Annotated in this window: 22 protein-coding genes; 10 read left to right on the top strand and 12 right to left on the bottom strand. The window is 72.9% G+C overall.

All coding sequences use genetic code 11. The features are described 5' to 3' along the window. Positions 1-89 precede the first annotated feature (89 nt). Positions 90-2,105: an MMPL family transporter gene (locus OHA72_RS41515; RefSeq protein ID WP_327001569.1), complete on the bottom strand. Its 2,016-nt coding sequence runs from the start codon at positions 2,103-2,105 to the stop codon at positions 90-92. Positions 2,106-2,257: 152 nt separating this feature from the next. Between OHA72_RS41515 and OHA72_RS41510 the strand changes: the two genes are divergently transcribed. Next, entirely contained in the window at positions 2,258-3,109 is an 852-nt protein-coding gene (locus tag OHA72_RS41510; protein ID WP_327001568.1) for a DUF4262 domain-containing protein, read from the top strand. A gap of 9 nt (positions 3,110-3,118) precedes the next feature. Here OHA72_RS41510 and OHA72_RS41505 read toward each other — a convergent pair whose 3' ends face one another. The 3 genes from OHA72_RS41505 to OHA72_RS41495 are packed head-to-tail and all read right to left on the bottom strand — an operon-like array spanning position 3,119 to position 4,435. Beyond that, entirely contained in the window at positions 3,119-3,883 is a 765-nt protein-coding gene (locus OHA72_RS41505; RefSeq protein ID WP_327001567.1) for an aminotransferase class IV, read from the bottom strand. After that, positions 3,834-4,190 carry a chemotaxis protein CheW gene (locus OHA72_RS41500; protein ID WP_327001566.1) on the bottom strand — a complete coding sequence of 119 codons (357 nt, stop codon included), beginning with the start codon at positions 4,188-4,190 and terminating at the stop codon, positions 3,834-3,836. The genes OHA72_RS41505 and OHA72_RS41500 overlap by 50 nt, the downstream gene beginning before the upstream one ends. Beyond that, positions 4,148-4,435 (bottom strand): hypothetical protein, encoded by a 288-nt coding sequence (locus tag OHA72_RS41495; RefSeq protein ID WP_327001565.1) that lies wholly within the window; start codon positions 4,433-4,435, stop codon positions 4,148-4,150. Before OHA72_RS41495 ends, OHA72_RS41500 begins: the two co-directional genes overlap by 43 nt. A gap of 132 nt (positions 4,436-4,567) precedes the next feature. On the opposite strand from OHA72_RS41495, the gene OHA72_RS41490 reads away from it, so the two are divergent. Genes OHA72_RS41490 through OHA72_RS41465 form a run of 6 tightly spaced genes read left to right on the top strand, consistent with a single transcriptional unit; the run spans position 4,568 to position 8,939 of the window. Then, a complete protein-coding gene (locus OHA72_RS41490; RefSeq protein WP_327001564.1) occupies positions 4,568-5,629 on the top strand; it encodes a sensor histidine kinase in 1,062 nt (353 codons plus the stop codon). A gap of 10 nt (positions 5,630-5,639) precedes the next feature. Beyond that, positions 5,640-6,302, top strand: a complete 663-nt coding sequence (locus OHA72_RS41485; RefSeq protein ID WP_327001563.1) for a response regulator — start codon at positions 5,640-5,642, stop codon at positions 6,300-6,302. Between the two features lie 20 nt (positions 6,303-6,322). Further along, positions 6,323-7,108: a HEAT repeat domain-containing protein gene (locus OHA72_RS41480; protein WP_327001562.1), complete on the top strand. Its 786-nt coding sequence runs from the start codon at positions 6,323-6,325 to the stop codon at positions 7,106-7,108. A gap of 58 nt (positions 7,109-7,166) precedes the next feature. Then, complete coding sequence (locus OHA72_RS41475; protein ID WP_327001561.1) at positions 7,167-7,370, top strand: hypothetical protein; 204 nt, start codon at positions 7,167-7,169, stop codon at positions 7,368-7,370. After that, positions 7,367-8,224, top strand: coding sequence for an MFS transporter (locus OHA72_RS41470; RefSeq protein WP_327001560.1), 858 nt, complete (start codon positions 7,367-7,369; stop codon positions 8,222-8,224). Before OHA72_RS41475 ends, OHA72_RS41470 begins: the two co-directional genes overlap by 4 nt. A 34-nt stretch (positions 8,225-8,258) precedes the next feature. Beyond that, positions 8,259-8,939 (top strand): nucleotidyltransferase family protein, encoded by a 681-nt coding sequence (locus OHA72_RS41465; RefSeq protein WP_327001559.1) that lies wholly within the window; start codon positions 8,259-8,261, stop codon positions 8,937-8,939. Between the two features lie 208 nt (positions 8,940-9,147). On the opposite strand, the gene OHA72_RS41460 is transcribed toward OHA72_RS41465, so the two are convergent. After that, positions 9,148-9,369, bottom strand: a complete 222-nt coding sequence (locus tag OHA72_RS41460) for a hypothetical protein (protein WP_327001558.1) — start codon at positions 9,367-9,369, stop codon at positions 9,148-9,150. 495 nt (positions 9,370-9,864) lie between these two features. On the opposite strand from OHA72_RS41460, the gene OHA72_RS41455 reads away from it, so the two are divergent. Together OHA72_RS41455 and OHA72_RS41450 are read left to right on the top strand one after the other, a co-directional pair. Further along, the gene (locus OHA72_RS41455) at positions 9,865-10,173 is read left to right on the top strand and encodes a hypothetical protein (protein ID WP_327001557.1); all 309 of its coding nucleotides are present in this window, start codon (positions 9,865-9,867) and stop codon (positions 10,171-10,173) included. Positions 10,174-10,269: 96 nt separating this feature from the next. Next, positions 10,270-11,274 carry a hypothetical protein gene (locus OHA72_RS41450; protein ID WP_327001556.1) on the top strand — a complete coding sequence of 335 codons (1,005 nt, stop codon included), beginning with the start codon at positions 10,270-10,272 and terminating at the stop codon, positions 11,272-11,274. Between the two features lie 9 nt (positions 11,275-11,283). On the opposite strand, the gene OHA72_RS41445 is transcribed toward OHA72_RS41450, so the two are convergent. Together OHA72_RS41445 and OHA72_RS41440 are read right to left on the bottom strand one after the other, a co-directional pair. Continuing rightward, a complete protein-coding gene (locus tag OHA72_RS41445) occupies positions 11,284-11,742 on the bottom strand; it encodes an Rv0361 family membrane protein (protein WP_327001555.1) in 459 nt (152 codons plus the stop codon). Between the two features lie 147 nt (positions 11,743-11,889). Further along, complete coding sequence (locus OHA72_RS41440; RefSeq protein ID WP_327001554.1) at positions 11,890-13,458, bottom strand: putative Ig domain-containing protein; 1,569 nt, start codon at positions 13,456-13,458, stop codon at positions 11,890-11,892. 166 nt (positions 13,459-13,624) lie between these two features. Between OHA72_RS41440 and OHA72_RS41435 the strand changes: the two genes are divergently transcribed. Beyond that, entirely contained in the window at positions 13,625-15,241 is a 1,617-nt protein-coding gene (locus OHA72_RS41435; RefSeq protein WP_327001553.1) for an amidohydrolase, read from the top strand. Here the strand turns inward: OHA72_RS41435 and OHA72_RS41430 are convergent. Genes OHA72_RS41430 through OHA72_RS41410 form a run of 5 tightly spaced genes read right to left on the bottom strand, consistent with a single transcriptional unit; the run spans position 15,229 to position 22,374 of the window. Then, the gene (locus OHA72_RS41430) at positions 15,229-19,317 is read right to left on the bottom strand and encodes an FtsK/SpoIIIE domain-containing protein (RefSeq protein ID WP_327001552.1); all 4,089 of its coding nucleotides are present in this window, start codon (positions 19,315-19,317) and stop codon (positions 15,229-15,231) included. The genes OHA72_RS41435 and OHA72_RS41430 overlap by 13 nt on opposite strands. A gap of 3 nt (positions 19,318-19,320) precedes the next feature. Continuing rightward, entirely contained in the window at positions 19,321-20,253 is a 933-nt protein-coding gene (locus OHA72_RS41425; protein ID WP_327001551.1) for an AAA family ATPase, read from the bottom strand. Continuing rightward, the gene (locus OHA72_RS41420; protein ID WP_327001550.1) at positions 20,253-21,497 is read right to left on the bottom strand and encodes a S1 family peptidase; all 1,245 of its coding nucleotides are present in this window, start codon (positions 21,495-21,497) and stop codon (positions 20,253-20,255) included. The genes OHA72_RS41425 and OHA72_RS41420 overlap by 1 nt, the downstream gene beginning before the upstream one ends. Continuing rightward, positions 21,494-21,829 (bottom strand): CU044_2847 family protein, encoded by a 336-nt coding sequence (locus OHA72_RS41415; protein WP_327001549.1) that lies wholly within the window; start codon positions 21,827-21,829, stop codon positions 21,494-21,496. Before OHA72_RS41415 ends, OHA72_RS41420 begins: the two co-directional genes overlap by 4 nt. A 59-nt stretch (positions 21,830-21,888) precedes the next feature. Beyond that, positions 21,889-22,374, bottom strand: coding sequence for a nitroreductase family deazaflavin-dependent oxidoreductase (locus OHA72_RS41410; protein ID WP_327001548.1), 486 nt, complete (start codon positions 22,372-22,374; stop codon positions 21,889-21,891). Positions 22,375-22,424: the final 50 nt, after the last annotated feature.

Genomic DNA, 22,424 nt, shown 5'->3' with positions numbered 1-22,424 from the left:
GCCACCGACCCGGGCGCGGCCACTCTGGAGCGGGGCCCGTCCGGCATGGGAGCGCCGGACGGGCCCATCTGCTTGCGGCCCGAACCGGGTCAGACCAACGCATCCTCGTAGCGGCCCACCCCCGCGGGCGACTTCGCGGGCGGGACCCGGCCCGGCCACCAGGCCGCCCTGCCGAGCAGGGTCATCGTCGCCGGGACCAGCAGCATCCGGACCACGGTCGCGTCCAGCACGATCGCCACGACCAGACCCAGCCCGATCTCGCGGATCGGTGCGAACCCGCCCAGCAGGAACCCGGCGAACACCACCACGAGCAGCAGCGCGGCCGACGTGACGATCCGGCCGGTCTGCTGCAGGCCGACGGCGACCGAGCGGCGGGAGTCCGCGCCGGTGAGGCGGTGCTCGCGGATGCGGGCGAGCAGGAACACCTCGTAGTCCACCGACAGGCCGAACGCGATCGCGGCGACCAGGACCGGCACGGTCAGGTCGATCATGCCGAGGTCGCCGCGGTCCTGGAAGACGAGGGTGACCACGCCCAGCGCAGCGCCGATGCTCAGGATGCTGGTGAGCACGGCCTTCAGCGGCAGCAGCAGCGAGCGGGTGAACGCGGCGAGCAGCAGCACCGTCGCGGCGACGACGATGAGGGCGGCGAGGGGGCCGTAGTCGGCGAGCATGCCGCGGTAGTCGACGAGGCGGGCCGCGTCGCCGGTGACCAGGACCTCGAAGGGTGCCGCCACGGAGCGGACGGCGGTCACGGTCGCGCGACCCTGCGGGGTTTCGGGGCGGTGCACGGGCGTCGCGCGGACCAGGGAGATCGACGGCGACACCGGCTCGACCTGCACCGCGGAGACGCCGGGGACGCCGCGCACGCGGTCGGCGAACTGCACCGTCGAAGGGTCGGTGGCGGGGGAGCGGACCACGGCGAGGATGTCGTCGGGGCCGACGAGCGCCGGGTAGTGGGCGGCAAGCTGGTCGTACTGCTGGCGGGTCTGCGTCGAGGACGGCAGGGCGCGGGCGTCGCTGTTGCCGAGGCGCATGTGCACGGCCGGGACCGCGAGGGCGAGCAGGCCGGCGGCGGTGAGGACGGTGGTGAGGACCGGGCGGCGCTGGACGGCGACGGCGATCCGGCCGAAGACCCCGCCGCCGGCCCGCTCCGCCGCGGGACGGACCCGGCGGCCGACGAGCGCGAGCACCGCCGGGAGCAGGGTGAGCACGGCCAGCATGTTGACCAGCACGACGCCCGTACCCGCGAGACCCATCGAACGCAGGAATGCGTCGGGGAACACGGCCAGGCCGAGCAGGCTGGCGGCGACCGTGAGGCCGGTGACGGCGATGGTCCGGCCGGCCTTGTCGACGGCGGCGGCGAGCGCGGTGGCGACGTCGTCGGTCGCCGCGCGTTCGTTGCGGAACCTGCTGATGAGCAGCAGCCCGTAGTCGACGGCGAGGCCGACGCTGAGCATGGTGGCGACCTGGATCGCGTAGACGGAGATGTCGGTGCCGAAGCTGAGCGCGTACAGCAGGCCGAACGTGCCGCCGATCCCGGCGAGCGCGACCAGCAGCGGCATCGCACCGGCGAGGATGCCACCGAACACGACGACGAGCAGGATGAGCACGACAGGCAGCGTGAACAGCTCGGCCCGCTGCACGTCGGACTGGGCCTGCGCGGAGAACTCGCTGTCGGTCAGCGGCCCGCCGGTGACGGTCACCCTCGCGGGGTCGACGGCCCGCAACCGATCCGCGACCTTCGCAGCGGCCTCGGTACCGGACGGCGCCACCGTCACCTGCAGCAGCACCGCCTTGCCGTCGGCGGACGGCAGCGGCGTGCCGACCTCGGTGACGCCGGCCATGACGCGCACCTCGGTCAGCGCGGCGGACAGGTCGACACCGCCGGTCGCGACCACGGTCAGCTGCGCGGGCCGCGGGCCGGCGGCCTGGTCGCGCAGGTCCAGGGCCCGCTCCGTCTCGGAGCCGGGCACGGTGGCGACCTGCGCGGTGAGCTTCATGAACACCCCGCCGCCGACGCCGAACCCCACGGCGACGACGGCGACCCAGAACACGATGACCATCACGGGCCGGCGCAACGCCAGCGCTGTCAGCATTCGGAACATGGCGTCGATGCTCGTCGCCGCACCGCGCCGGCGCGTCGCCGTAGGGAGCGGTCTTCGCCCTCCCTCTCAGGAGTGAGCCGGACCGCAGGAGTGAGCCGGACCGCAGGAATGAGCCGGACCGTCCTGCCGATGATCATCTACGCTCAGCGACTGTGACGACCTGGCTGGACCCTGACCGAGCGTGCTCATGCCACATCTGCGCGCCCGACCGTACCGACGACGGATGCCTGGACTGGCGCGACGCGACCGCCGCGCTGATCCGGCGGCACGGCTGGAGCGTCACGGGGATCGACGCGGAGCACGACGTGCCCGCATGGGCGTGCACCGTCGGCCTCTGGCACACGCTCGGCAGTCCGGAGCTCGCCATGTTCGGGCTGGGGCTGCGGGACATGCAGCGCTGGCTCAACCGGCTCGCCGGGCAGATCGAGGCCGGCCGCCCGCTGATCGCCGGCCAGCCGCGTGACGATGTGCTGGACGGCTTCGCACTGGAGATCAGGCCGGTGCACGCCGACTGGTATCCGCGGCTGCTCGGCTCCGCCCTGAACTTCTACCAGCGGCCGCCGCTGCCCGTCGTCCAGGTGGTCTGGCCCGACCGCACCGGGCTGTTCCCGTGGGAGGCCGGCAGCGGGGACAACTGCCGGGCGGACCAGCCGAACGCGTGGCTTGCCCGGGACGAGCACCCGCCAAGCATCTGGTCGGACCTCGACGACGTCATGCCGTGGCCGTTCACCGGCGCCGGAGCGCGCACCCCGGTGTTCACCCTGCACCGGGTCGTCGCGGGCGCGCAGGTCAGCGGTGTCGTCTGCGACCACGACGGGTCCTGGCAGTTCCTGGACGGCGGCGCCGTCACCCGGGCGGACATCACCACCGCTCACCTGCACCACGTGCTGGCCCGCCAGCCGCACATCCGCGCGGTCGCCGACCTGCGCCCCGGCGAGCAGGCGTGGCTCGCCGAGGACGGCACGTGGCACCGCAGCCAGGTCGGAGCGGACCGGCCCGCGTGACGGGCCGGGTCAGAGCTCGTCCCACGGAACGGAAGACAGGGCGCCGGTGACCATGGACATAAGGGCGTCGTCGACGTCGAAGACATGCTCGTCGATGGCGGCGACCGGCACGACGCCGATCGAGTTGGCGACGAACGCCGCCCGGTAGGCGCCGAGGTCCTCCAGCGTCACCTCGGCCCGGCGCGACGGCAGCAGCGGCTCCAGCAGCTGCATGGTGATGCCCGGCAGGGCCGGCGCGTCCGGCCACACGACGTGCGTACCGTCGAAGAAGGCGATGTTGTGGACCGCGGTCTCGCTCACCGAACCGTCCGGGCCGGTCAGCAGCGCGTCGTCGAAGCCGTGCTCGACCGCGGCGCGGCCCCAGTAGATCTGACCGAACCCGCCGAGGTGCTTGATGTGCGCGACGGGACGCTGGTACGGCACCGACATCAGCCGCAGCGGCGCCGGCGACGGGTACACCGGCTGGCGGACCGCGACGAGCACCGACAGCACACCGCCCGGCGCCGGCTGGTACACGTTGACCCGCACGGCCGCGTCGGGCACGTCGCGGACCGCGTGGCGCAGCAGCGAGCGGGCGTGCGCAGGCTCCAGCGGCACGTCGAACAGGGCGAGCGACGCCGATGCCAGGCGGCTCAGGTGCAGGCCGAGGCCCTGCACCCGGCCCGATCGGACCTGGAACGCGGTCAGGTGGCCGTAGTTCACCAGCGCCGGGAAGTACAGCTCCTCAGGCGTGGGCGAATGCCCGTCGATCTCCAGCCGGATCAGACCGTTCATGATCGGTCACCATAGTCCGCACGACCTGCTCAAGGTCGATGCGGGACAGCATCCGGCCGCCGATCTTCACCAGCGCACTGCCGGCCAGGGAAACCGGCGCGCCGGGGTCGGCGTCGGCGCGGCACTCCTCCCACACCGACTCCTCGATCGCCCGCAGGTGCGCCACGATGAACCCGACGCGGGTGCCGCGGGCCTCGATGAGCAGCACCCTGGCGGTCGCCTCGTCGAGCTCGACGTGCCGGCCGAGGAGACTGGTGAGGCAGATCAGCGGCACGGACGCGCGCTGGTGGGTGAAGACGCCGCGCACCGCGCGCTGTCCATGAGCTGGTCCACGATCTGCGACTGCAGGTGCCACACCTCCTCCAGCCGTTTCCCGGCCAGGTCGGCCAGCGGCAGGTCGGTGGTCTCCAGTACCCGGTCGTTCACCGAGACGACGGTGCCGTTCTTGGCGTTGAGCACCACGATCATGCGCTCCTGCACCAGGAGACTCAGCGACGCCTCGGCCAGGGCCGGACCGTGGGTGTCGTTGACGAGGCCGATCGGGTCCGGCACGGGTGCTCCTCGGGTACCGCGGCGGTGCGAGCATGATGCATCGTGATGTTCGGCGGGACACCCCCGGCCTTGAGAGGAAACCGCTCCTACGACTGAGGCGCCCCCGGCCGGGCGGCGGACACAATGGCTGCCATGCGCATCCGGGCCGTGGACATCCTGATCACCGTCGCGGTCACCGCCGCGAGCGTGTATCCCGCCGCCCGGTGGGGCACGACCGCCGACGTCGCGCTGTCGCTGCTCGCCTCCGTGCCGCTGCTGTGGCGCCGGCGGGCCCCGGTCCTCGTCGCGCTGATCTGCGGCATCGGCACCACCTGGCTGTCGATGCAGGACCGCCTGTTCGACCTGCCCTACGGCCAGCTCGTCGCCACCTACACCTGGGCCGAGCTCGCCACGTTCCGCTGGCGGTTGTTCGCCGCGGCCGGCACCGTGATCGGTGTCGCGCTGTCACTCATCGTGCCGCAGGAGAGCCCGCCGTCCATCGGCTACGTCGGCATGATGTTCGTGACCGCGTACGCGCTCGGCACCGGCGTGCGGGCCCGCCGCGACCGGATCGCATTCCTGGAGGAGCGCACGCTGCGCCTCACCGAGGAACAGGCCGCCGCGGCCGCCGCCGAACGGGCCAGGATCGCCCGCGACATGCACGACGTGCTCGCCCACTCCGTCGGGCTGATGGTCGTGCAGGCCGAGGGCGGCGCCTCCGTCGTGCGCAGCGACACCGCCCGGGCCGAGGCCGCGTTCGACGCGATCGCCGACACCGGCCGGGAGGCCCTCGTCCAGCTCCGGCACGCGCTCGGCGTCCTGCGCGAGCAGCGGCCGGACCCGCCCGGCCTGGACGCCGTGGCGTCGCTGGTCGAACGGGCCCGCCGGACGGGTCTGGACGTCACCCTCACCCGCGACGCCGTGCCGCCCGTGCCCGCGGACGTCGGCGCCACCGCGTTCCGGATCGTCCAGGAGGCCCTCACGAACGCCGTCAAGCACGCCGGGGCGCGTCATGTCGCCGTGGTACTGGCAGCGGAAGGCCCGTCGCTGCGGGTACGGGTCCGCGACGACGGCCGTGGCGGCGTGCCGAAGCCCGGCGGCCACGGCCTGTCCGGCATGGCGGAACGGGTCGCGGCGGCCGGTGGCACCCTGCGGACCGGGCCGGTGGAGCAGGGCCCGGGGTTCGAGGTCTCCGCCCTGCTGCCGGCCGGGTAGGTTGACCGCCGTGCTCAACGTGGTGGTCGCCGACGACCAGGCCCTCGTCCGTGACGGCCTGTGCATGATCCTGTCCTCGCAGCCGGACATGACGGTCGTCGCCGAGGCCGCCGACGGTGTTGAGGCCGTCTCCGCCGCCCGCGCCCACCGCCCGGACGTGGTCCTCATGGACGTGCGGATGCCGAACCTCGACGGCATCGGCGCCACCCGCGAGATCTGCGCCGCCACCGGCGCCCGCGTCCTGGTCCTCACCACGTTCGACCTCGACGAGTACGTCTACGACGCGCTGCGCGCCGGCGCCTCCGGGTTCCTGCTCAAGGACATGCACCGCACCGAGCTCGTCGCCGCCGTGCGGACCGTCGCGGCGGGGGAGTCGCTGCTCGCGCCGACCGTCACCCGCCGGCTCATCGCCGACGTCCTGCGCCACCGGGCGGCGGCGCCGCTGTCGACGCTCGCCCCGCTCTCCTCGCTCACGCCCCGGGAGCTGGACACCCTGCGCCAGGTCGCCCGTGGCCTGTCCAACGCGGAGATCGCCGCGGAGCTGTTCGTCACCGAGCACACCGTCAAGACGCACGTCTCCAGCGTCCTGACCAAGCTCGGGCTGCGCGACCGCGTGCAGGCGGTCGTCGTGGCGTACGAGTCCGGCCTGGTCCGGCCCGCCGGCCCGATCTGAGGCATGTGTACCGTTGGGCGGTGGACCTCCGCTCCGGCCCCCTCGAAGAACGCGAGGAGCAGCTCTACCAGCTCCTCGACCGGCTCCGCGACCACGGCGACGAAACCGCCGCCGCCGCGGTCCGCACCGTCGTGCGCGACTACCAGGATCATCACCGCTCCCTGTACACCAGGGCGCTGAACCAGGCGGAGCTCTTCGTCGACGAGTCGCTGCGCGCGCCACTGCTCGCCGCGCTCACGGACACCCGGTACAACTGCCAGGCGTGGGCGGCGATCGGCTGCGCGGCCGGCGGCTTCACCGAGGCCGTGCCCGCCCTGGTCTACCTGGTCGACGACCACGACTGGAACGTGCGTGAGCAGGCCATGCGCGCCCTCGGCCGGCTCGGCGACGCCACCGTCGTGCCCGCGCTCGCCCCGCTGCTCGCCGACCCGCAGGAGTACACCCGCCAGCACGCCGCCGACGCCCTCGGCGAGATCGGCGGCCCCGAGGCCCTCGCCGCGCTGTGGCACGAGTTCGAGCACCGGCGTTTCGCCCGGATCGGGTACGTCGCCAGCAACCTCGCCCGGTTCACGCCCGAGATCCTGCCCCGCCTCGAGCAGGCCACCACCAGCCCCGACCCCAACCAGCGGTACTGGGCGGCGATCGCGCTGGGCTCCACCGGCGACGAGCGGGCCGCGCCGACCCTGGAGCACCTCATGGCCACCGACCACGCCGCCACCGTCTTCGACGGCCGGGTCGACGTCGCGGCCAAGAAGGCTCTGCGCACCCTGCGCCGCATCCAGACCGCCATCGCCGCCCGCGGCTGAATCTGCTGACCGCAGAGCACCCTTCCGCTGCGGGCCCCCGCCGCGGTCAAGTGGGTGGATGAGCATCGGCGTGCGCTCCTCGCCCTATTGGCCCGTCGTCAGCCACCCGCAGCTGGGGCGGGTCCTGCCCGGACTGGTGGTCTCCGCCCTCGGCGACGGCATGTCCCTCGTCGCCGTCACCTGGCTGGCGCTGCAGCTGGCGCCGGACGCGCACCGCGCCACCTGGGTCGCGGTCGCCGTCGCCGCCTACTCTGCCACGTGACGCTGCTGGCCGTGTCGTCGCTCCTCGCGGCCTGGGGCTCGGCCGGGCACTACACGCTCATCGCCGAGCTGCTGCCGCCCGTACACCACCTGCCGGCGAACGCCGTGATGACCAGCATCGCCAACGTCGCCACCATCGTCGGCCCGCCGCTGGCCGGGCTGCTCATCGGCTGGACCAACCCGGCGACCGTCATCGCCGTCGACGCGGCCAGCTTCGCGGTGCTGGCGCTCACCTACCGGCTCGCCGTCCCCACCGACGCCCCCGCCGCGCCGGCCACGCCGGCGGCGGGCGGGTTCGGCGTCATCCGCGCCAACCGGACGCTGCTCGGCCTGCTCGTCCTCTCCTTCGCGTTCTTCTTCCTCTTCGGGCCGTTCTACGTCGCGATGCCGGTCCACGTCGCCTCCGACCTGCACGCCCCGGCGACCGTCCTGGGCGCCTACTACACCGCGTTCGGCGCCGGCGCGCTCCTCGGCGGGCTCGCCACCGGCTACCTGAGGCGCTGGTCGCTGTGGCCCACCACGATCGGCATCGTGCTGGCCTTCGGCGCCGCGATGCTCCCGCTCGGCCTCGGCGCGCCGACCGTCCTCGCCGTCACCAGCTTCGCCCTGGCCGGTTGTGTCTGGGCACCGTACATGTCCACGTCCATGGCCCTGTTCCAGCGCACCACCCCGGCCGGCGACCTGCCCCAGGTCCTTGCCGCCAACGGCTCGGTCCTGGTCCTCGCGGTCCCGGTCGGCACCGTGCTCGGCGGCCCGCTCGTCGCCGGCCTCGGCGCCCGCGAGACCCTGCTGGTCTGCGCGCTCGCCACCATCGTCCTGGGCCTGCTCGCCGCCCTGCTGGTCGTGCGGCGCTGATTTTCTGTCGTACCCATGTGGTGGTATCGACGGCATGGATGTGGTGGTGGAGCGGCACGGTTCGCAGTTCCGGCTGGTGCAGGTCGCGGACGAGCTGGTGCCCGCGGTGCGCAAGGCCGCGTTCGCCTCGCGCGACGGCTACTGGTTCAAGGAGTTCCCGGCCGGCACCCCGCACCTGGACCACGCCTGGACGAATTTCGAGCGGCTGATCCTGCCGATGCTGCGCCAGGCCGCCGGGCTCGACCCGGTGCCCTGGGACACCGCTCTGGAGGAGGTGTGCCGCCGCCTCGACCCCGCCGGCATCGACTGGTGGCTGGTCGGCAGCGCCGCCCTGGCCGTGCGCGGCATCCCCGTCACCCCCGGCGACCTGGACCTGGTCGTGTCCGACGCCGACGCCCGCCGCGTGGGCGACCTGCTGCTCGACGGCCTCGTCGAGCCGGTCGCCCCCGCCGACTGGTTCTGCCGCTGGTGGGGCCGGGCGATGCTCGGCGCGCGGGTGGAGTGGGTCGGCGGCGTCGGCCCTGCCGCCGACGAGCCGGAGACGACCGACTTCGGCCCGACGGCCGCCGCCCGCATGCAGGTCGTGCCGTGGCGCGGCCGGCAGCTCCGGGTGCCGCCGCTGGACCTGCAACGCGCCGTCAGTCTCCGCCGCGGCCTGCACGACCGGGTGCGGCTGATCGACGCCTTCACCGCCGGCACCGTCGCATCCGCCTGAGGCTTGATCGTGGCCTGTCCTGGCGTCTGGTGTTCGGGCCATCGACGGTTTCTGGTCAGAGGTCGCGGAATCGCCAGGCGGCCCCGAGGTCTCCGGCGTGTGCCCGCTCTCGCAGCTCGTCGATGCGGCCCAGCATCGCCACCGGCCCTACCTCTGCGTCTTCCGTGTCCTCTTGGTCACCCGAGCCAATGACCGGGCCGGTCAGGGACTACCGGTCGCCTGGCGGCGGTCCGGGCAGGAGGCGGCCCATCATCACGAAGTTGATGAATGTCCGGGCGCCGACGTGCAGGTGGCTGCCGTAGTCGACGTGGGCATTCGGGGTCTCCGCGGTCGGTGCCGGCAGCTCCGCATGCCGCCACTGGACCTGCAACGCGCCGTCAGCCTCCGCCGCGCCCCCGCACTGCCGGGTGCGACTGATCGACGCCTTCACCGCCGATCGCCGACTGTTGCGCCGTTGAGTAGTCAATCGGCAACATTCAGCGATAACGATCTGCCGATATGTCGATCGATCGATCAGATTTGAGGCTCGATCATCTCTCACGGGGAGGCAGGATGGCGCCACAAAGCGCTGCCCGAAGGGCGGTAGCAGCAGGGAACCTGCTCGCGGTCGGCATGACCGCGTCGGCAATCGTCGGGTGCTCGCTGTTGGCACCCGCAGCCGCAGGTGCGGCCCCAGCCGGGCCGCCGGCCCAAACGCCGGGTGAAGCCAACATGGTGCTGGCCGGCTTCGACGAGGCGGCCGCCAAGGCCAACGGCATGGAGATCGTGACATTGCCGGACGGGGCCCGCGCGTCGGTTCTCCGCAAAGGCCGCTGCGGCTCGGGCGGGCACGTACAGGCCCACCACAGGGGTACTGCCCCCGAAGTCCGCAGGCGTCCCGGCCAGCAACTACGGCGAGATCAGTGGCAACTGTGGCACATCATGGGTGAACCTCAGCCCGACCGGCAATGCCTGGGCGACCCTGACCTCGGGGGTGCGGCTGGTCCCGGACGCAGGTGGCGTCTGGGACGTCCACTGGACCGTCGAAATCAAGGACAATGGTGGTACTTCGGCGCCCTACTACGATGAGTATGACGGCTTCACCGGATCGTTCTCGTGGACGCTCTACGGCCAACCGTTGCACCTGACACCGGGACCGGCCAGGGCGCGGGTCACCGGGGGAAGCTTCGTGATCACCTCCGAGGCATGGGTCTGCTTCTCCTACTCGCCCAGCACGACGACAACCATCAACTGAGGTCATAACGCTGCGGGTGCCGTCGCACGTCGGCGGCGCCTGGAGCAGGCCGCGATGGCAGAATGGGGTCCGGCCACGGCACGGGAGGTGCGGCGCATGGAATCCGATCAGTTCCGCACGGCGGGCGAGATGCATGCCACCCAGACCGGACGCATCCGGCGGGCGCTGGAGGGCAGTGGCATCGGGGTCGTCGCGATGTCTGCGGCGATCCGCCCCGCGGAGCCGCTGTTCGGCGGGCTGCGCCGCGGCAACGGGGCGGTGCTGGGAGTCGAGGTCGTCCACAGTGCCGGCGACGTCCAGGTCGTCGTGGAGACCGCGCGGTGGTCCGGGGGCCGGCCGCTGCGCTGGATGGTCGAGCGGCAGCTGCGCCGGGCGGGTGAGCGGTTCTCCGCGCTTGCCTGGACCGAGGAAGACGCCGCCGTAGTGGTCGACGGCGTGCCGGTCGCGGGCCGGATGATCCGGGCGGGCGAGCGGTGGTGGGCGGCCCGCTGCAGGGCGGGAGAGCTGGAGATCAGCGTCGGCGCCCAGGACTGGCACCCGGACGTGATCGCCGTGGAGACCGTCGCCGACGTGGCGGCGATGCTGGACCGTCGCCGGGCACCGGCCTCGTCGGGCGCTCAAGAGGCACCGGCGGCAGAACCGGTCCCGGATCGCCTGAGCCGGGAGCCGCACCGCGCGCTCGTCGACATGGTCCTCACCGCCACGCAGGAGCACGCCGACTGGCTCGCCGACGGCGGGACGCTGCCCGACCTGCCGCGGTACTGGTCGACGCTGTGGCGGGCCGCCGTGCAGCGCCACACGGAGCTGACCGACGAGCCGGAGCCGGTCGCCCGCGAGTCGGTGCGCGGCATCGTGGACCAGCTGGCCGGCCTGCACCGCAACGCCGCCTGGTTTCGCGAGGACCGGGTGCTGCGGGAGCGGGCCATCGCCGAGACCCTGCTGTCCGGCACCGGCCTGCGCGACGCCGTGCCCAGCCGCGCCGCGCACCTCGCGTGGCGGCGGCTGCAGGACGGCGCCGACCAGCGCCCGCAGGCCCACCACGCCGCCCACGACGACTGGCTGGCGGCGTGGACCGCCTGGGCCGGCGCCGGGCCGGTGTGAGGTCGCGGATCAGTACGGCTGGCCGCACACCCGCCACTGGCCGTCGTCCTTGACGAGCGGGAAGGTGTGGCGGTTGGTGAAGCCGCTGTCGTCGGTCAGGATCAGGGTGACGGTCGCGGAGGTCTTGCCGTTGTAGTTCATCACGTTGACGCCGCCGAACGAGTGGCTGCGGATCTTCGGCTGCTTGGCCACGCCGTCCTTGAAGGCCTGCACGGTGTAGTTCGACTGCGTCGCCTTGCACAGCAGCCCGTAGGCCGCGTCGGTGTCGCCGTTCTCCAGGTTCGTCACGAAGGTCTCGGCGGCCGTGCGCGCCGGCTCGGTGGCCTCCTGCACGCCCTTGAACAGGCGGTAACCGCCGAAGCCCGCGCCGGCGCAGCACAACACGAGCACCACGCCGAGCACGATCAGGATCGTCTTCCACGGACTGCGCTGCCGCGGCGGCTGGGGTACCTGGTACGGATTGGCCACGGTGATCACGATAGGGGACCGCGGCACGGTCCGTTGTCCCGTGGGAGCCGGCTCGTGCGCGTCCGCAAGGGCAGGACCGTGCACCACGGCCGTGAACGTCGACGGGCCGGGCTCCGAGGAGCCCGGCCCGCGCATGGGACGGTGGAGTCAGCTGACCGTGACGGCCAGGTCGTCCAGGACGAACGAGGTCTGCAGGGACGAGTCCTCGGTGCCGTTGAACTTGAGGGTGACCGTCTGGCCGGCGAAGGCGTTCAGGCTGTAGGTCTTGAGCTGGTAGCCGGAGGCCTTGTTCAGGTTGGACAGCGTCCCCAGGCTGGTCGAACCGGCGGTGACCGTGAGCTTGTCGTACGCCGTCGAGCTGGTCGTCTCGGCGGTGTCGATGTGCACGTAGAAGGTCAGGGTCGCCGAGCAGCCCGCCGGGATCGTGACCGCCTGGGACACCGACTCGGTGTGGGTGGAGCCGTAGCCGAGCAGCCACGCCGAGTACGTGCCGGTGCGGGCCGGCTGTCCCTGGCTGGACCATTGACCGATGGCACCCGTGGTCCCCGTCCACGACGTTGCGCCGGACTCGAAGCCGGGGTTGAGCAGCTTCTGGCCGCTGCACGTACCGCCGCCGCCACCGCTGACCGTCCAGCTGAACGTGGCCGTGCCGGTCGCGTTGGTGGTGTCCTTGACCGTGACCGTCGAGGTCGTCGTCTGCGAGGTCGTCGGCGTGCCCGAGATCAGGCCGGTGCTCGCGTTGATGGACAGGCCCGAGGGCAGGCCCGTCGCCGAGTAGGTCAGCGTCTGGCCCGAGCCGGAGGAGGACGCCGAGATCTGCAGCGACTTCGCGGTGCCGACCGTCGCGGTCTGCGCGCCGGGGTTGGTCACGGTGACCGTGTTGCCGCTGCCCGGGGGCTTGGTGAGCAGGCAGCCGGCGACCGTCAGGTCGATGACCCGCGAGGAGTTGAGGCAGGTGGTGAACCAGTAGGTCTGCTCACCGTAGCTCTGGCCCTGGCGGACCGTGACGTTGCCGTTGGCGTCGACCTCACACGGGTTGTTGAGGGTGCAGCTGGCGCCGTCGTCGTTGCCGGTGTTGTTGATGCCGATGATCGTGTTGTCCGACGAGCGGATGATCGGCGAGCCGGACGTGCCGTGGGTCGTCTGGCAGCCGGTGTTGTACCGGATCGAGTCGTGCCAGGTCCACTGGTCCTCGCGCAGGGTGGGCACGAAGCCGTTGATCGAGCAGGTCCAGACCTGCTTCCAGTAGCTGGACGGGATCGTCATCGCGGTGCCGTCGGCGGGGCGGGTGGCGCCGATGGTCAGGGCGGTGGTGTTGTAGCTCGTCTTGATCTGCGCGAACGTCTGGGTGAGCTGATACAGCGCGACGTCGGTGTTCGTCATCGTGCCGTAGATCAGCTTGTCGGCGCGCACGGTGCCCAGCGAGTTGCCGGTGTTGCCCAGCAGTGTGCCGGTGCGGGAGCTGGTCCGGTTCTGCAGGACCACGCCGTCGTTGATGAAGCCACCCTCGTAGCAGTGACCGTTGGTGAGCAGCATCGCCCGGTCACTGTCGACGGAGCTGGGGTACCGGACCAGGGCGCCCGAGCAGTTGTTCAGGGCGATGGTCGCGGTCAGTCCGGTGACCTGCAGCGCGTGGGCTGGTGCGGGGCCGGCGACGACGCTCGCGGCGACGGCGAGGATGGCCGCGCCGATCGCGATGACCCGTCTCTTGCGCATGGGTGGGTGGTCCCTTCCGGTTGGGGGTACGCAGCGGGCGCCGCGGGGATACCGCGAACACTTCGCCGACCGTCGATGTGGTGATGGCACCATCACATCGACGGGCATGCCGGTCAACGGGGTGGACCCTTTGCGTACCCCCACGGTTGCCATGCATGCTGCGCGGATGAGTGCGCTGTTGTTCATCGGCGGCCGGGTGTTCGCGCCCGGGCAGCCCGAGGCGGTCGCGGTCCGCGACGGGCGGATCGTCGCCGCCGGGGACCGTTCCACCGTCCTGTCCGAATTGTCCGGTGGTGCGTTCGACGTCGTCGACCTCGACGGCCGCGCGCTCGTCCCGGGCCTGCAGGACGCGCACATCCACCCGGTGTCCGGCGCCCTCGAGCGGCTGCGCTGCGACCTCACCCCGTGGCACACCAAGGCCGACTACCTCGCCGCGGTCGCCGCGTATCCGGGCGACGGCTGGATCACCGGCGGCGGCTGGTCGATGGCGGCGTTCCCCGGCGGCCTGCCGCACCGCGACGACCTCGACACCGTCGCCCCGGACCGGCCCGTGTTCCTGCCCAACCGGGACCATCACTCGGCGTGGGTGAACAGCCGCGCGCTGCGGATCGCCGGCATCGACCGTGGCACGCCGGACCCGGCCGATGGCAGGATCGAGCGGGACGCCGCGGGGGAGCCGACCGGGGTCCTGCACGAGGGCGCCATGGACCTGATCACGGGGCTGCTGCCCGCCGACACCGCCGAGGACTACGACCGGGCCCTGATCGAGGCGCAACGCTACCTGTTCAGCCTGGGCGTCACCGCCTGGCAGGACGCGATCGTCGGCGCCTATGCCGGCGCCCGTGACCAGTTCGACACCTACGTGTCGGCGGATGCGGCAGGTGTACTGCGGGCGCGCGTCACCGGCGCGCTGTGGTGGGACCGTGGCGGCGACGAGACGCAGATCGGCGCGTTCGAGGCCCGCCGCGCGCTTGCCGCGCACGGCCGGTTCCGCGCGACCGCGGTGAAGATCATGCAGGATGGCGTGGCGGAGAACTTCACCGCCGCCATGCTCGACCCGTACGTCGGCCAGGGCGGGCACTGCGGCCAGTCCAACGTCGACCCCGCGCGCCTGCGCGACTACGTGAGTCTGCTGGACGCCGCCGGCTTCGGCGTGCACTTCCACGCCATCGGCGACCGCGCCGTCCGCGAGTGCCTCGACGCCGTCGCCGCCGCCCGCGCTCTTGGCACCTCGGGCGCCCGTCACCACCTCGCGCACCTCCAGGTCGTCCACCCCGATGATGTACCGCGCTTCGCCGCCCTGGACGTCACCGCCAACATCCAGGCCCTCTGGGCGACCCACCACGAGCAGAACGACACCCTGTGCGTGCCGTTCTTCGGCCCGGAGCGCTCCGGCTGGCAGTACCCGTTCGGCTCGATCGCCCGCACCGGCGGCCGCCTCGCCGCCGGCAGCGACTGGCCCGTCACCACCCCCGACCCGTGGTGGGCCATCCACGTCGCCGTCCACCGCACCGAGCCCCCGGTGTCAGGCGAGGCCGACTGGCCCACGTCCCAGGTCCCGATGCTGCCGCAGGAGGCGCTGACCTTGGAGCAGGCGCTGACCGCGTACACGCTCGGCTCGGCGTACGTGAACGGCACCGACGACCTCACCGGCTCCATCACGGTCGGCAAGGCCGCCGACCTGGTCGTCCTGGACCGCGACCCGTTCGAGCCGGGCGCCGCCCTCTACGAGACGAAGGCCGACCTGGTCTTCGTCGACGGCGACGTGGTTCACGAGTCGTAGGTGTCGTCGAACCGGATCAGTCGCGGCAACTCGCCACGCCCGATCAGGCTGCCGCGGCGAGGGTCGCCCATGATCTGAATCATCGTGGTGTCGACGTCGAGCAACCGCCGGACAACAGGGTGCGACATGCTCTGATGCGTGCGGCGCATTGCCACGACGAGGTGGAACCCGAGGTCCTTCGCCTGGATGAGGAATTCCACCAAGGAGCCCAGCGCATCCAGATCCTCAACGGCGTGCACCCACAGGTCCGGACCGCTCCACCACGAGCGTCGTCGGAGCTGATCGGGGGTGACGGTCGGCCCGGGCAACCGTGTCCGGAGCGTCCGGGCGATGTCCTCGGACAGGTCCGGGCCGACGGTGGCGCCGTCGACCGAGCGGGCGATCCGGCCGAGGAGCGGGGCGGCGCTGTCGGCGTCGCCGAGAATCAACAGGTGCGGGTCCGCCGCGAAATCCACGGCGAACTCGGTGTCGTCGTCCTCGAAAGCGCCGAGCCGCACCCGCAGGTTCGGCTCGGGCCGCGGGGCGCGGGGACCTGTCCATGCCATGGCCAGGTCCCGCACGTAGTCCTCGTGCCCGCCGCCCGCCGCCCGGACGGGCTTGGCGACCTGTATCTGGTGCCCGCCGACGACGATTCCGCGGCCCGGGAGGAACGGAACCTGCCGCGCGTCGAGGCGGGAGATGTATGACTGGCCCGGGTCGGTGAGCCGGAGCTCCACCAACGTGCCGAAGGCCGGGAGGTAGTCGGCGCCGATGTTGCGGAGCAGGTCGGTGCTCGCCACGATCACCGCCTTGCCCGCGAAGACCAACTGGTCCAGATCCGGGTGTTCCTCAAGGGTGCGTGACCAGCCGACGACGACGAGCACAGCCGTCGGCCCGGCGTTCGCCGGGCGGTGCAGCAGGAAGCTGATCAGGTCGGCGATGGCGCCCCGGTCGTCGCGGTGGTAGACGCCGCCGACGTACGGCAGGCCGGCCAAGGTGCTGAGCTCGCCACCGATGCAGTACACCTGAAACGCCCTGCCGCTGCGCGCGATGGCGGTCACGATGGTGCGCAACGCGGTCACCTTGCCGCTACCGGGTGCACCGGCGATGGCGACGTGCCCCTCCGAACCGGTCAGGTCCACGAAGTATGGCGCGCGGCCGTGGTCTCGGGGAACGTCCACTTCGCCCAGCGCGATCCACCCCTCCTCGGGAGGCCTCGGCAGGTCGCCGAGGGCCAGCCCGTTCGACAGGGGCGGCAGCCAGATCTGATGCACCGGGCCGCCGTGGCCGGCCATCCGCTCGACGAGGAGCTGCAGCAGCGTCGCGGTGTGGCGCGCGGCGAAGGGGTCCAGGACGTCGCTCCAGGACGGTGGCGGCGGCGGGAATGGGCCTGACACGGGTGTCCCGCGGAAGCGGCGCAGGTCGTCGTCCCTGGTCCGCAGGTAGCCGTGGCCGGGGCCGTGCGGCAGTTCGGCGGCGTCCGGGACGCCCAGGACGGTGCGGGACTCGCTCGTCCAGGCGGTGCGCAGGCCGATCCGGATCGACAGGTGTGTGTCCAGGCCGCGGAGCCTGCCTTCCTCCAGCCGCTGGCTGGTCAGGAGCAGGTGGATGCCGAGGGAACGCCCGACCCGGCCGAGGGTGAGGAACGTGTCGAGCACCGCCGGGTTGGCGGCGAGCAGGTCGGTGAACTCGTCGACGACGACGAGCAGGTGTGCCCGGCGGTCCGTGGCCGGTTGCTGCCGGCGGGTGATCTCGCCGGCGATGACGTCCATGAAGCGTTCCAGCAGCGAGAAGTCCTCGCCGAGGCCCGTGGCCATGCCGGCGAGGTGCGGCAGGGACTCCAGGCCCGCGAACGTGTCGCCGCCGTGGAAGTTCACGGGCAGGATGTGCAGTTCGGCGGGGCTGTTGGTGACGGCGAGGCCGAGGATCAGCGAGCGGACCAGCTCGGACTTGCCTGAGCCGGTGGTGCCGACGATCAGCCCGTGCGGACCCATGCCGCCGTGGCCCGGCTCGCGCAGGTCGAGCAGGACCGGCCGGCCGTCGGGGTCGGTGCCGATCGGCACGGTCAGGTTCCCCGGCGCCGCCCACGCGCGCTCGGGGTCGAAGGTGGCGGGGTCGATGCCGTACAGCTGAGGGAAGGGCAACGAACCGTAGCCGTCCGCCGCCGCTTCGACGGGCCGGCGCGGCGGGGGCGGCGGGACCAGGTGCGTGACGGTGCTCAGAACGTCGCCGGCGAGGGCCCGCAGCTCGGCGTCCTCGATGCGGGTCGACCGCTCCAGTTGCAGGGCGATGGCCCGCACGTCCGCGCCCGGGAGCATCGCCAGCTCGCCGAGCTCGGTGATCGCCGCGAGCCGCAGGTCGTGCGACGCAGCGTCGGCGGCGGCGAGGGCATCAGCGAGCCGGTCCTGCAGCGAGGCGCGCGGGCGCAGCCGGTCGGTCATGGCGACGAACCACTCGCGGGTCAGCGCCGGGCCGCCGGCGGAGGTGCGGTTCGCGGCGAGCCAGTCCGTGGCGCGCGAAGGGTCGACGAGGTTCAGCGCGGTGAGGCGCTGGGCGTGCTCCAGCTCCGGCTGCGTGTGCCACGCCGGGTGCTGGTCGGTGTACTGCTCCAGCAGCAGCGCGACCCGCGCCGGTCGTTCGGGGCCGAAACCGGCGACGAGCGCGGTGAGCAGGGCGTCGCGCAGCGGCGGATCGATCTCGTACAGGTCCTCGCCGACCTCGCGGAACAGCGGCGACAGCAGCAGCGCCGCCTCCGCCTCATAGGGCAGGACGGCCGGCGGGTCGAGGAAGAAGTTGATCCGCAGCAGGTGCAGCAGGCCCGCGTCGACCGCGACCGGGACGGCGGCGTGGCAGGCCAGCTCCAGGGCGCCCGCGGGCAGCCGGGACCGCGCGGCGGCGAGGCGGGCGGCGACGGGGAGGCGCGGACCCAGGCGCCGGCGGTCAAGGGGCCTCGGCACCGGGAACGGGCGGCCGCGCAGGACGTCGACCGCCTGGTACATGCCGACCCTGGTCAGCGGGAACATCGGCACGTGCCGGGCGACCTGCTCGGCGGTGCTGCGCCGCCACCGGTGCGGCGGGACGGGGTTGAGCCAGGCGACGGCGCCCGCGGCGGCCCGCAGCGCCTTGCCCAGCGCCACCGTGTCCAGCAGGCGGGTCGGGCTGTGTGCGCCGCGGGCCGCACCGGCGTCGCTGATGACGGCGGCGCCGGTCGTCGCGGTGACCGTGTCGAGGACGTCGCGCAGCGGCAGCGGGTCGGTGAGCGCCGGATCCCGGTACACGGTGCCGTCCTGAAGCGGCTCGACCAGCGGCAGGACCGCGTCGATCGCGGGGTCGAACGGGTCCGGGACGCCGTCCAGCAGCGCGGGGCCGGCGAAACCGCCGGCGGTGTTGTGGAAGTAGACGACGGTGAGGGCGCTGAGCCGGCCGGCGCGGCGGATGGCCTGCTGGATGTGCTCGACGTAGTGGTGGAACGGCGCCATCGACCCCTGCCGGTCCACGAGCAGCAGCAGCCGGGTGGTGTTGCGGCGGGCCGGGACCAGCACCGGCGGCACCGGGACGCCGAGGCGGGCGGAGCGGTCCAGGGTCTCTGCGACGTCGAGCTCGACCGGCGGCCCGTGCCGGGTCGGGCGGCGCAAGCCCCGCCACACCTGGACGATTTCGCGTTCGGTCAGTGGGTACTGCGGGGTCAGCACCAGCGTGGAGTCGACGCGGCCGGTGCCGGGCGGGGCCGCGGGCAGGTCGTGACTGGGCGCGGCCACCGGCGGCGGCTGGGGCTGCGCGGCAACGACAAGAGCCGGCGTCGGACCGTCCACAGCGGACGGTGCCGCCGGGACCGTGCCGGCCGGCATGCCCGCGCCGACGGTGACCGCCGTGACGGTCCACTGTGGAATGTCGGCCCGGGCGAACGCCGCCCGCACCATGTCCGCCTCCGCCGCGGTCTTCGCCCACAGCGTCACGCACAGCTCCGTCAGCGCGGCGGCCGACGTCCAGCCGAACCCGGCCGCCAGGGCCCGGCGCAGCGCGTCACAGTCGTCGACGCCGAGCGGCAGGCCGCGCCGGCGCAGCTGGCCGATGATCGCGTGCACGAACGGCGGCACGCCTCAGCGCTCCAGCCGCTGCGCGTCGGCGTGGTGCTTGATGAGCACCCCGGCGAACGGCAGCCGGCCGTCGCCGGGCCGGGCCCCGACCGCGTGCAGGTAGCTGACCCAGTCGAGCAGCTCGCTGAGGCCCGGCTTCTTCGCCAGCTCCAGGGCCCGCAGCCGCAGCAGCGTGTCGATCGCCTCCGCGCGCAGCTCGACGTCGCCGATGCCGTGCAGGGCGAGGATCGCGTCGAGCTCGGCGGCCGAGTCGGGGAACCGCACGTGGTGGAACACGCACCGGCGCAGGAACGCGGCCGGCAGCGCCTTCTCCTCGTTGTTCGTCACGACGATGACCGGCCGCAGGTCGGGCCGGTCGGCGGGCACCGCGTGCCGCTCGCCGCGCGCCTCGGGCACGTCGAACGCGAGCTGGTCCAGCTCCCGGAGCAGGTCGTTGGGGAAGTCGATGTCGGCCTTGTCGATCTCGTCGATGAGCACCATCGACCGCCGGCCGTGCCCGGCCCGCACGATCGCCCGGCCGAGCGGGCCGAGCCGCACGTAGTCGCCCTCATCGGGGACCCTGCGACCGAAGCCACGGCCCGCCTGCGTGTCGTACAGGCGGCGGACCGCGTCGTACACGTACAGCAGGTCCTGCCCACGGCTGGTCGACTTGATGTACGCCTCCTCCAGGGGAAGCCCGAGCGCATACGACACGGCGTGCGCGAGCCGGGTCTTGCCCGCGCCGGGATCGCCCTGCAGCAGCAGCGGCCGGCCGAGCGCGACCGCCACGTTCACCGCCTCCTCCAGCTCGGCCGAGGCGCGGTATGGCTCCCGCCGCCGCGACTCGAACCGCGCCTGGGCGTCGGATGAACCGGCGACCTCGATGTCGCGCCGGTCCGGCAGCTCCGCGAGCCGGTCGAATCGCAGCGACGTGTCGACGCTGTGGCGGGTGAGCATCAGGCCTCCGGGTCTTCGAGTTCGCCGAGCAGCTTGTCCGGTTCGTGCCGGACACGGTCGATGCAGTCGGTGAGTTCCTCATACGTGTAGCGCACGTCGAGCTCCTCGCCGATCCGTGCGACGATGCCGCTGGTCCACGCCGCCGCGAGGGGCCGCGGCCAGCGCTTGTACGCGATCACGTGCTTCGCCCACTGCTCGACGTCACGGTGCGCGAACCGCGGCGGGGGCAGCAACGTGACCCCGTCGGGGAACCCACCGTCCGGCACGCCCAGCAGGAAGAGCATGTACCAGCGTTTTGGCCGCCCGTACGCCTCCCGGACCCGCCGAACCAGCTCCGCGACGTCGCCGGCCGGCGCTCCCCGCACCGACACCGGGCAGATCACGTTGCGGGCCCCCAGCACCGCCGCGTAGCGCGAGACCGCCCGCGCCGCCGTGTCGACGGAGTGCAGCTCGGCGCTCAGGTCCAGCCAGTGCTTGCGGTCGATGTCGCCGACATACAGCCGCAGCCACGCGCACAGGTTCTCCACCACGGCCTGCTCGCCGGCGTCGACGCCGAACACCAGCACCCGCTGCCCGTCCCCGGCCATCGCGTCGAGGATCGCGGTCTTGAGCCGGTCCAGGTCGAAGTATGCGGTGTCCAGCAGCTGATGTACGGGCAGCGCCCGGTCCGCCCGCCCGACCGCGACCCCGAGCCGGAACCGCCGCACGACCAGCGCGACCGGCACCGCGTACAGCACGTTCGCCGCCGCCCGCCGGCCGTCCGCCACGGCGGCCCGCTCGGGCACCTGCTCGACCAGCACCCCGACGACCGCGCCGTCGACGGTGACCGCGCTGCCGGAGTAGCCCCGGTAGTCCCTCAACGCCTCCGCCACGTGCAGCTGCAGCACCGTCATCTCGTGGCCGCCCTGGTTGACGACGAGGTGGTCGGTCGCGGTCACGGTCCCGGTCAGCTGCGCGTCGTGGTCCTTCGGGCGCGCGGTCACCCGCCAGTCGGCGCGCAGCACCGCGTGGGTCAGCGCCGGCACGATCGCCAGGGACTCCGCGACCCGCAGCGTCGCCACGTCGATCGCCGGGTCGGCGTGCACGGCCTCGACGGCGAGCCGTACCCCCGCGGCGGTGACGAACTCGAGGTCTTCCGCTCGGCGCTGCCGGACCACGTGCGCCGCCGTGGCCACGATCCGGTCCGTCAGGCAGAAGCCGCTGCCCAGGTCCGCGCCGCCGGCGACGATCCGCCCGTCGATCATTCGCTCTGGCCGGCCTCGTCCTGCGCGGCCTTGCGCCGCAGCGTCACCGTCACCTCGAACGTCGCCCCGGTCGTGGCCCGCGACACCACGACGCCGGCCTCGGCGGTCAGCGTGACCCCGAACTTCGCCTGCAGCTCCGCGACCTCCCACCCCGACAGGTCCGGCGTCACGCTCGCCGCGACGGCCCGCACCCCGGCGACGACCGCCGCCTGCACGTCGCCCATCCGGTCCCGCAGCCGCTCCACGGCCCCGTCACCCCACGAGATCTCCCGCCCCCCGGCCAACTCGACCACCTGCACCACAACACCGTCAGCCACCGCCGCCTCGCTCATCGCCACACCGTACTGCCGCATGCATCGTGCTCACTATCGGCACTCCGGCCGGTCGCGCGTCACGGGACGACGGAGGCGATCGGGAGCAGTTCGAAGACCGGGTGGCGATGGGCCTCGGCGGTGAATGCCTCGGCGGGGGCGTGCCGGTCCGCGTCGAAGTACGGCCGGGTGGCGCTGGCCACGGCGACGTAGCGCTTGAGGATCGGGCCGGCCTCGGCCGGCGGCACCTCGCGGACGGCGTGGTCGCTGCGGTCCCCGCGGCGGGCCAGGCTCACGCGGCCGGCGGCGCGGGCGTTGTGGACCCATGACACGGCTCCGTACGGTGCTACCAGCCAGCGCCGGTCGCCGTCCTGCACGATCGTGGCCGGGTGGGTCACCGCGCGGCCGGTCTTGCGGCCGGTCGTCGTCAGCATGTACGTGCTGGGGATCAGGCCGGCCTGGACGAAGACGCCGATGACGGCGTCGCCGATGCGGCGGGTGCGGCTGCGGCGGAACTGCCGGGACGGGCGTCGGCGCTGCGGGCCGCCGGGTGCCGGTTCGGTCATGGTTCCAGCCTGGTCCGTGCGCCGGCGTGCGTCAACGCATTGACGACATG

Source organism: Dactylosporangium sp. NBC_01737 (genome assembly GCF_035963215.1).
Lineage (GTDB): Bacteria > Actinomycetota > Actinomycetes > Mycobacteriales > Micromonosporaceae > Dactylosporangium.
The sequence above is the reverse complement of the archived record's forward strand: the minus strand, read 5'-3'. Positions and strand labels throughout refer to the sequence as shown.

Excerpts from the sequence above, each read along its gene's own strand:
- OHA72_RS41420 (WP_327001550.1), bottom strand. The coding sequence starts at position 21,497 with ATGATCGACGGGCGGATCGTCGCCGGCGGCGCGGACCTGGGCAGCGGC.
- OHA72_RS41475 (WP_327001561.1), top strand. The coding sequence starts at position 7,167 with ATGAGCATCGGCGTGCGCTCCTCGCCCTATTGGCCCGTCGTCAGCCAC.
- OHA72_RS41450 (WP_327001556.1), top strand. The coding sequence starts at position 10,270 with ATGGAATCCGATCAGTTCCGCACGGCGGGCGAGATGCATGCCACCCAG.
- OHA72_RS41440 (WP_327001554.1), bottom strand. The coding sequence starts at position 13,458 with ATGCGCAAGAGACGGGTCATCGCGATCGGCGCGGCCATCCTCGCCGTC.
- OHA72_RS41435 (WP_327001553.1), top strand. The coding sequence starts at position 13,625 with ATGAGTGCGCTGTTGTTCATCGGCGGCCGGGTGTTCGCGCCCGGGCAG.
- OHA72_RS41415 (WP_327001549.1), bottom strand. The coding sequence starts at position 21,829 with ATGAGCGAGGCGGCGGTGGCTGACGGTGTTGTGGTGCAGGTGGTCGAG.
- OHA72_RS41490 (WP_327001564.1), top strand. The coding sequence starts at position 4,568 with ATGCGCATCCGGGCCGTGGACATCCTGATCACCGTCGCGGTCACCGCC.
- OHA72_RS41505 (WP_327001567.1), bottom strand. The coding sequence starts at position 3,883 with ATGAACGGTCTGATCCGGCTGGAGATCGACGGGCATTCGCCCACGCCT.
- OHA72_RS41410 (WP_327001548.1), bottom strand. The coding sequence starts at position 22,374 with ATGACCGAACCGGCACCCGGCGGCCCGCAGCGCCGACGCCCGTCCCGG.
- OHA72_RS41465 (WP_327001559.1), top strand. The coding sequence starts at position 8,259 with ATGGATGTGGTGGTGGAGCGGCACGGTTCGCAGTTCCGGCTGGTGCAG.
- OHA72_RS41425 (WP_327001551.1), bottom strand. The coding sequence starts at position 20,253 with ATGCTCACCCGCCACAGCGTCGACACGTCGCTGCGATTCGACCGGCTC.
- OHA72_RS41515 (WP_327001569.1), bottom strand. The coding sequence starts at position 2,105 with ATGTTCCGAATGCTGACAGCGCTGGCGTTGCGCCGGCCCGTGATGGTC.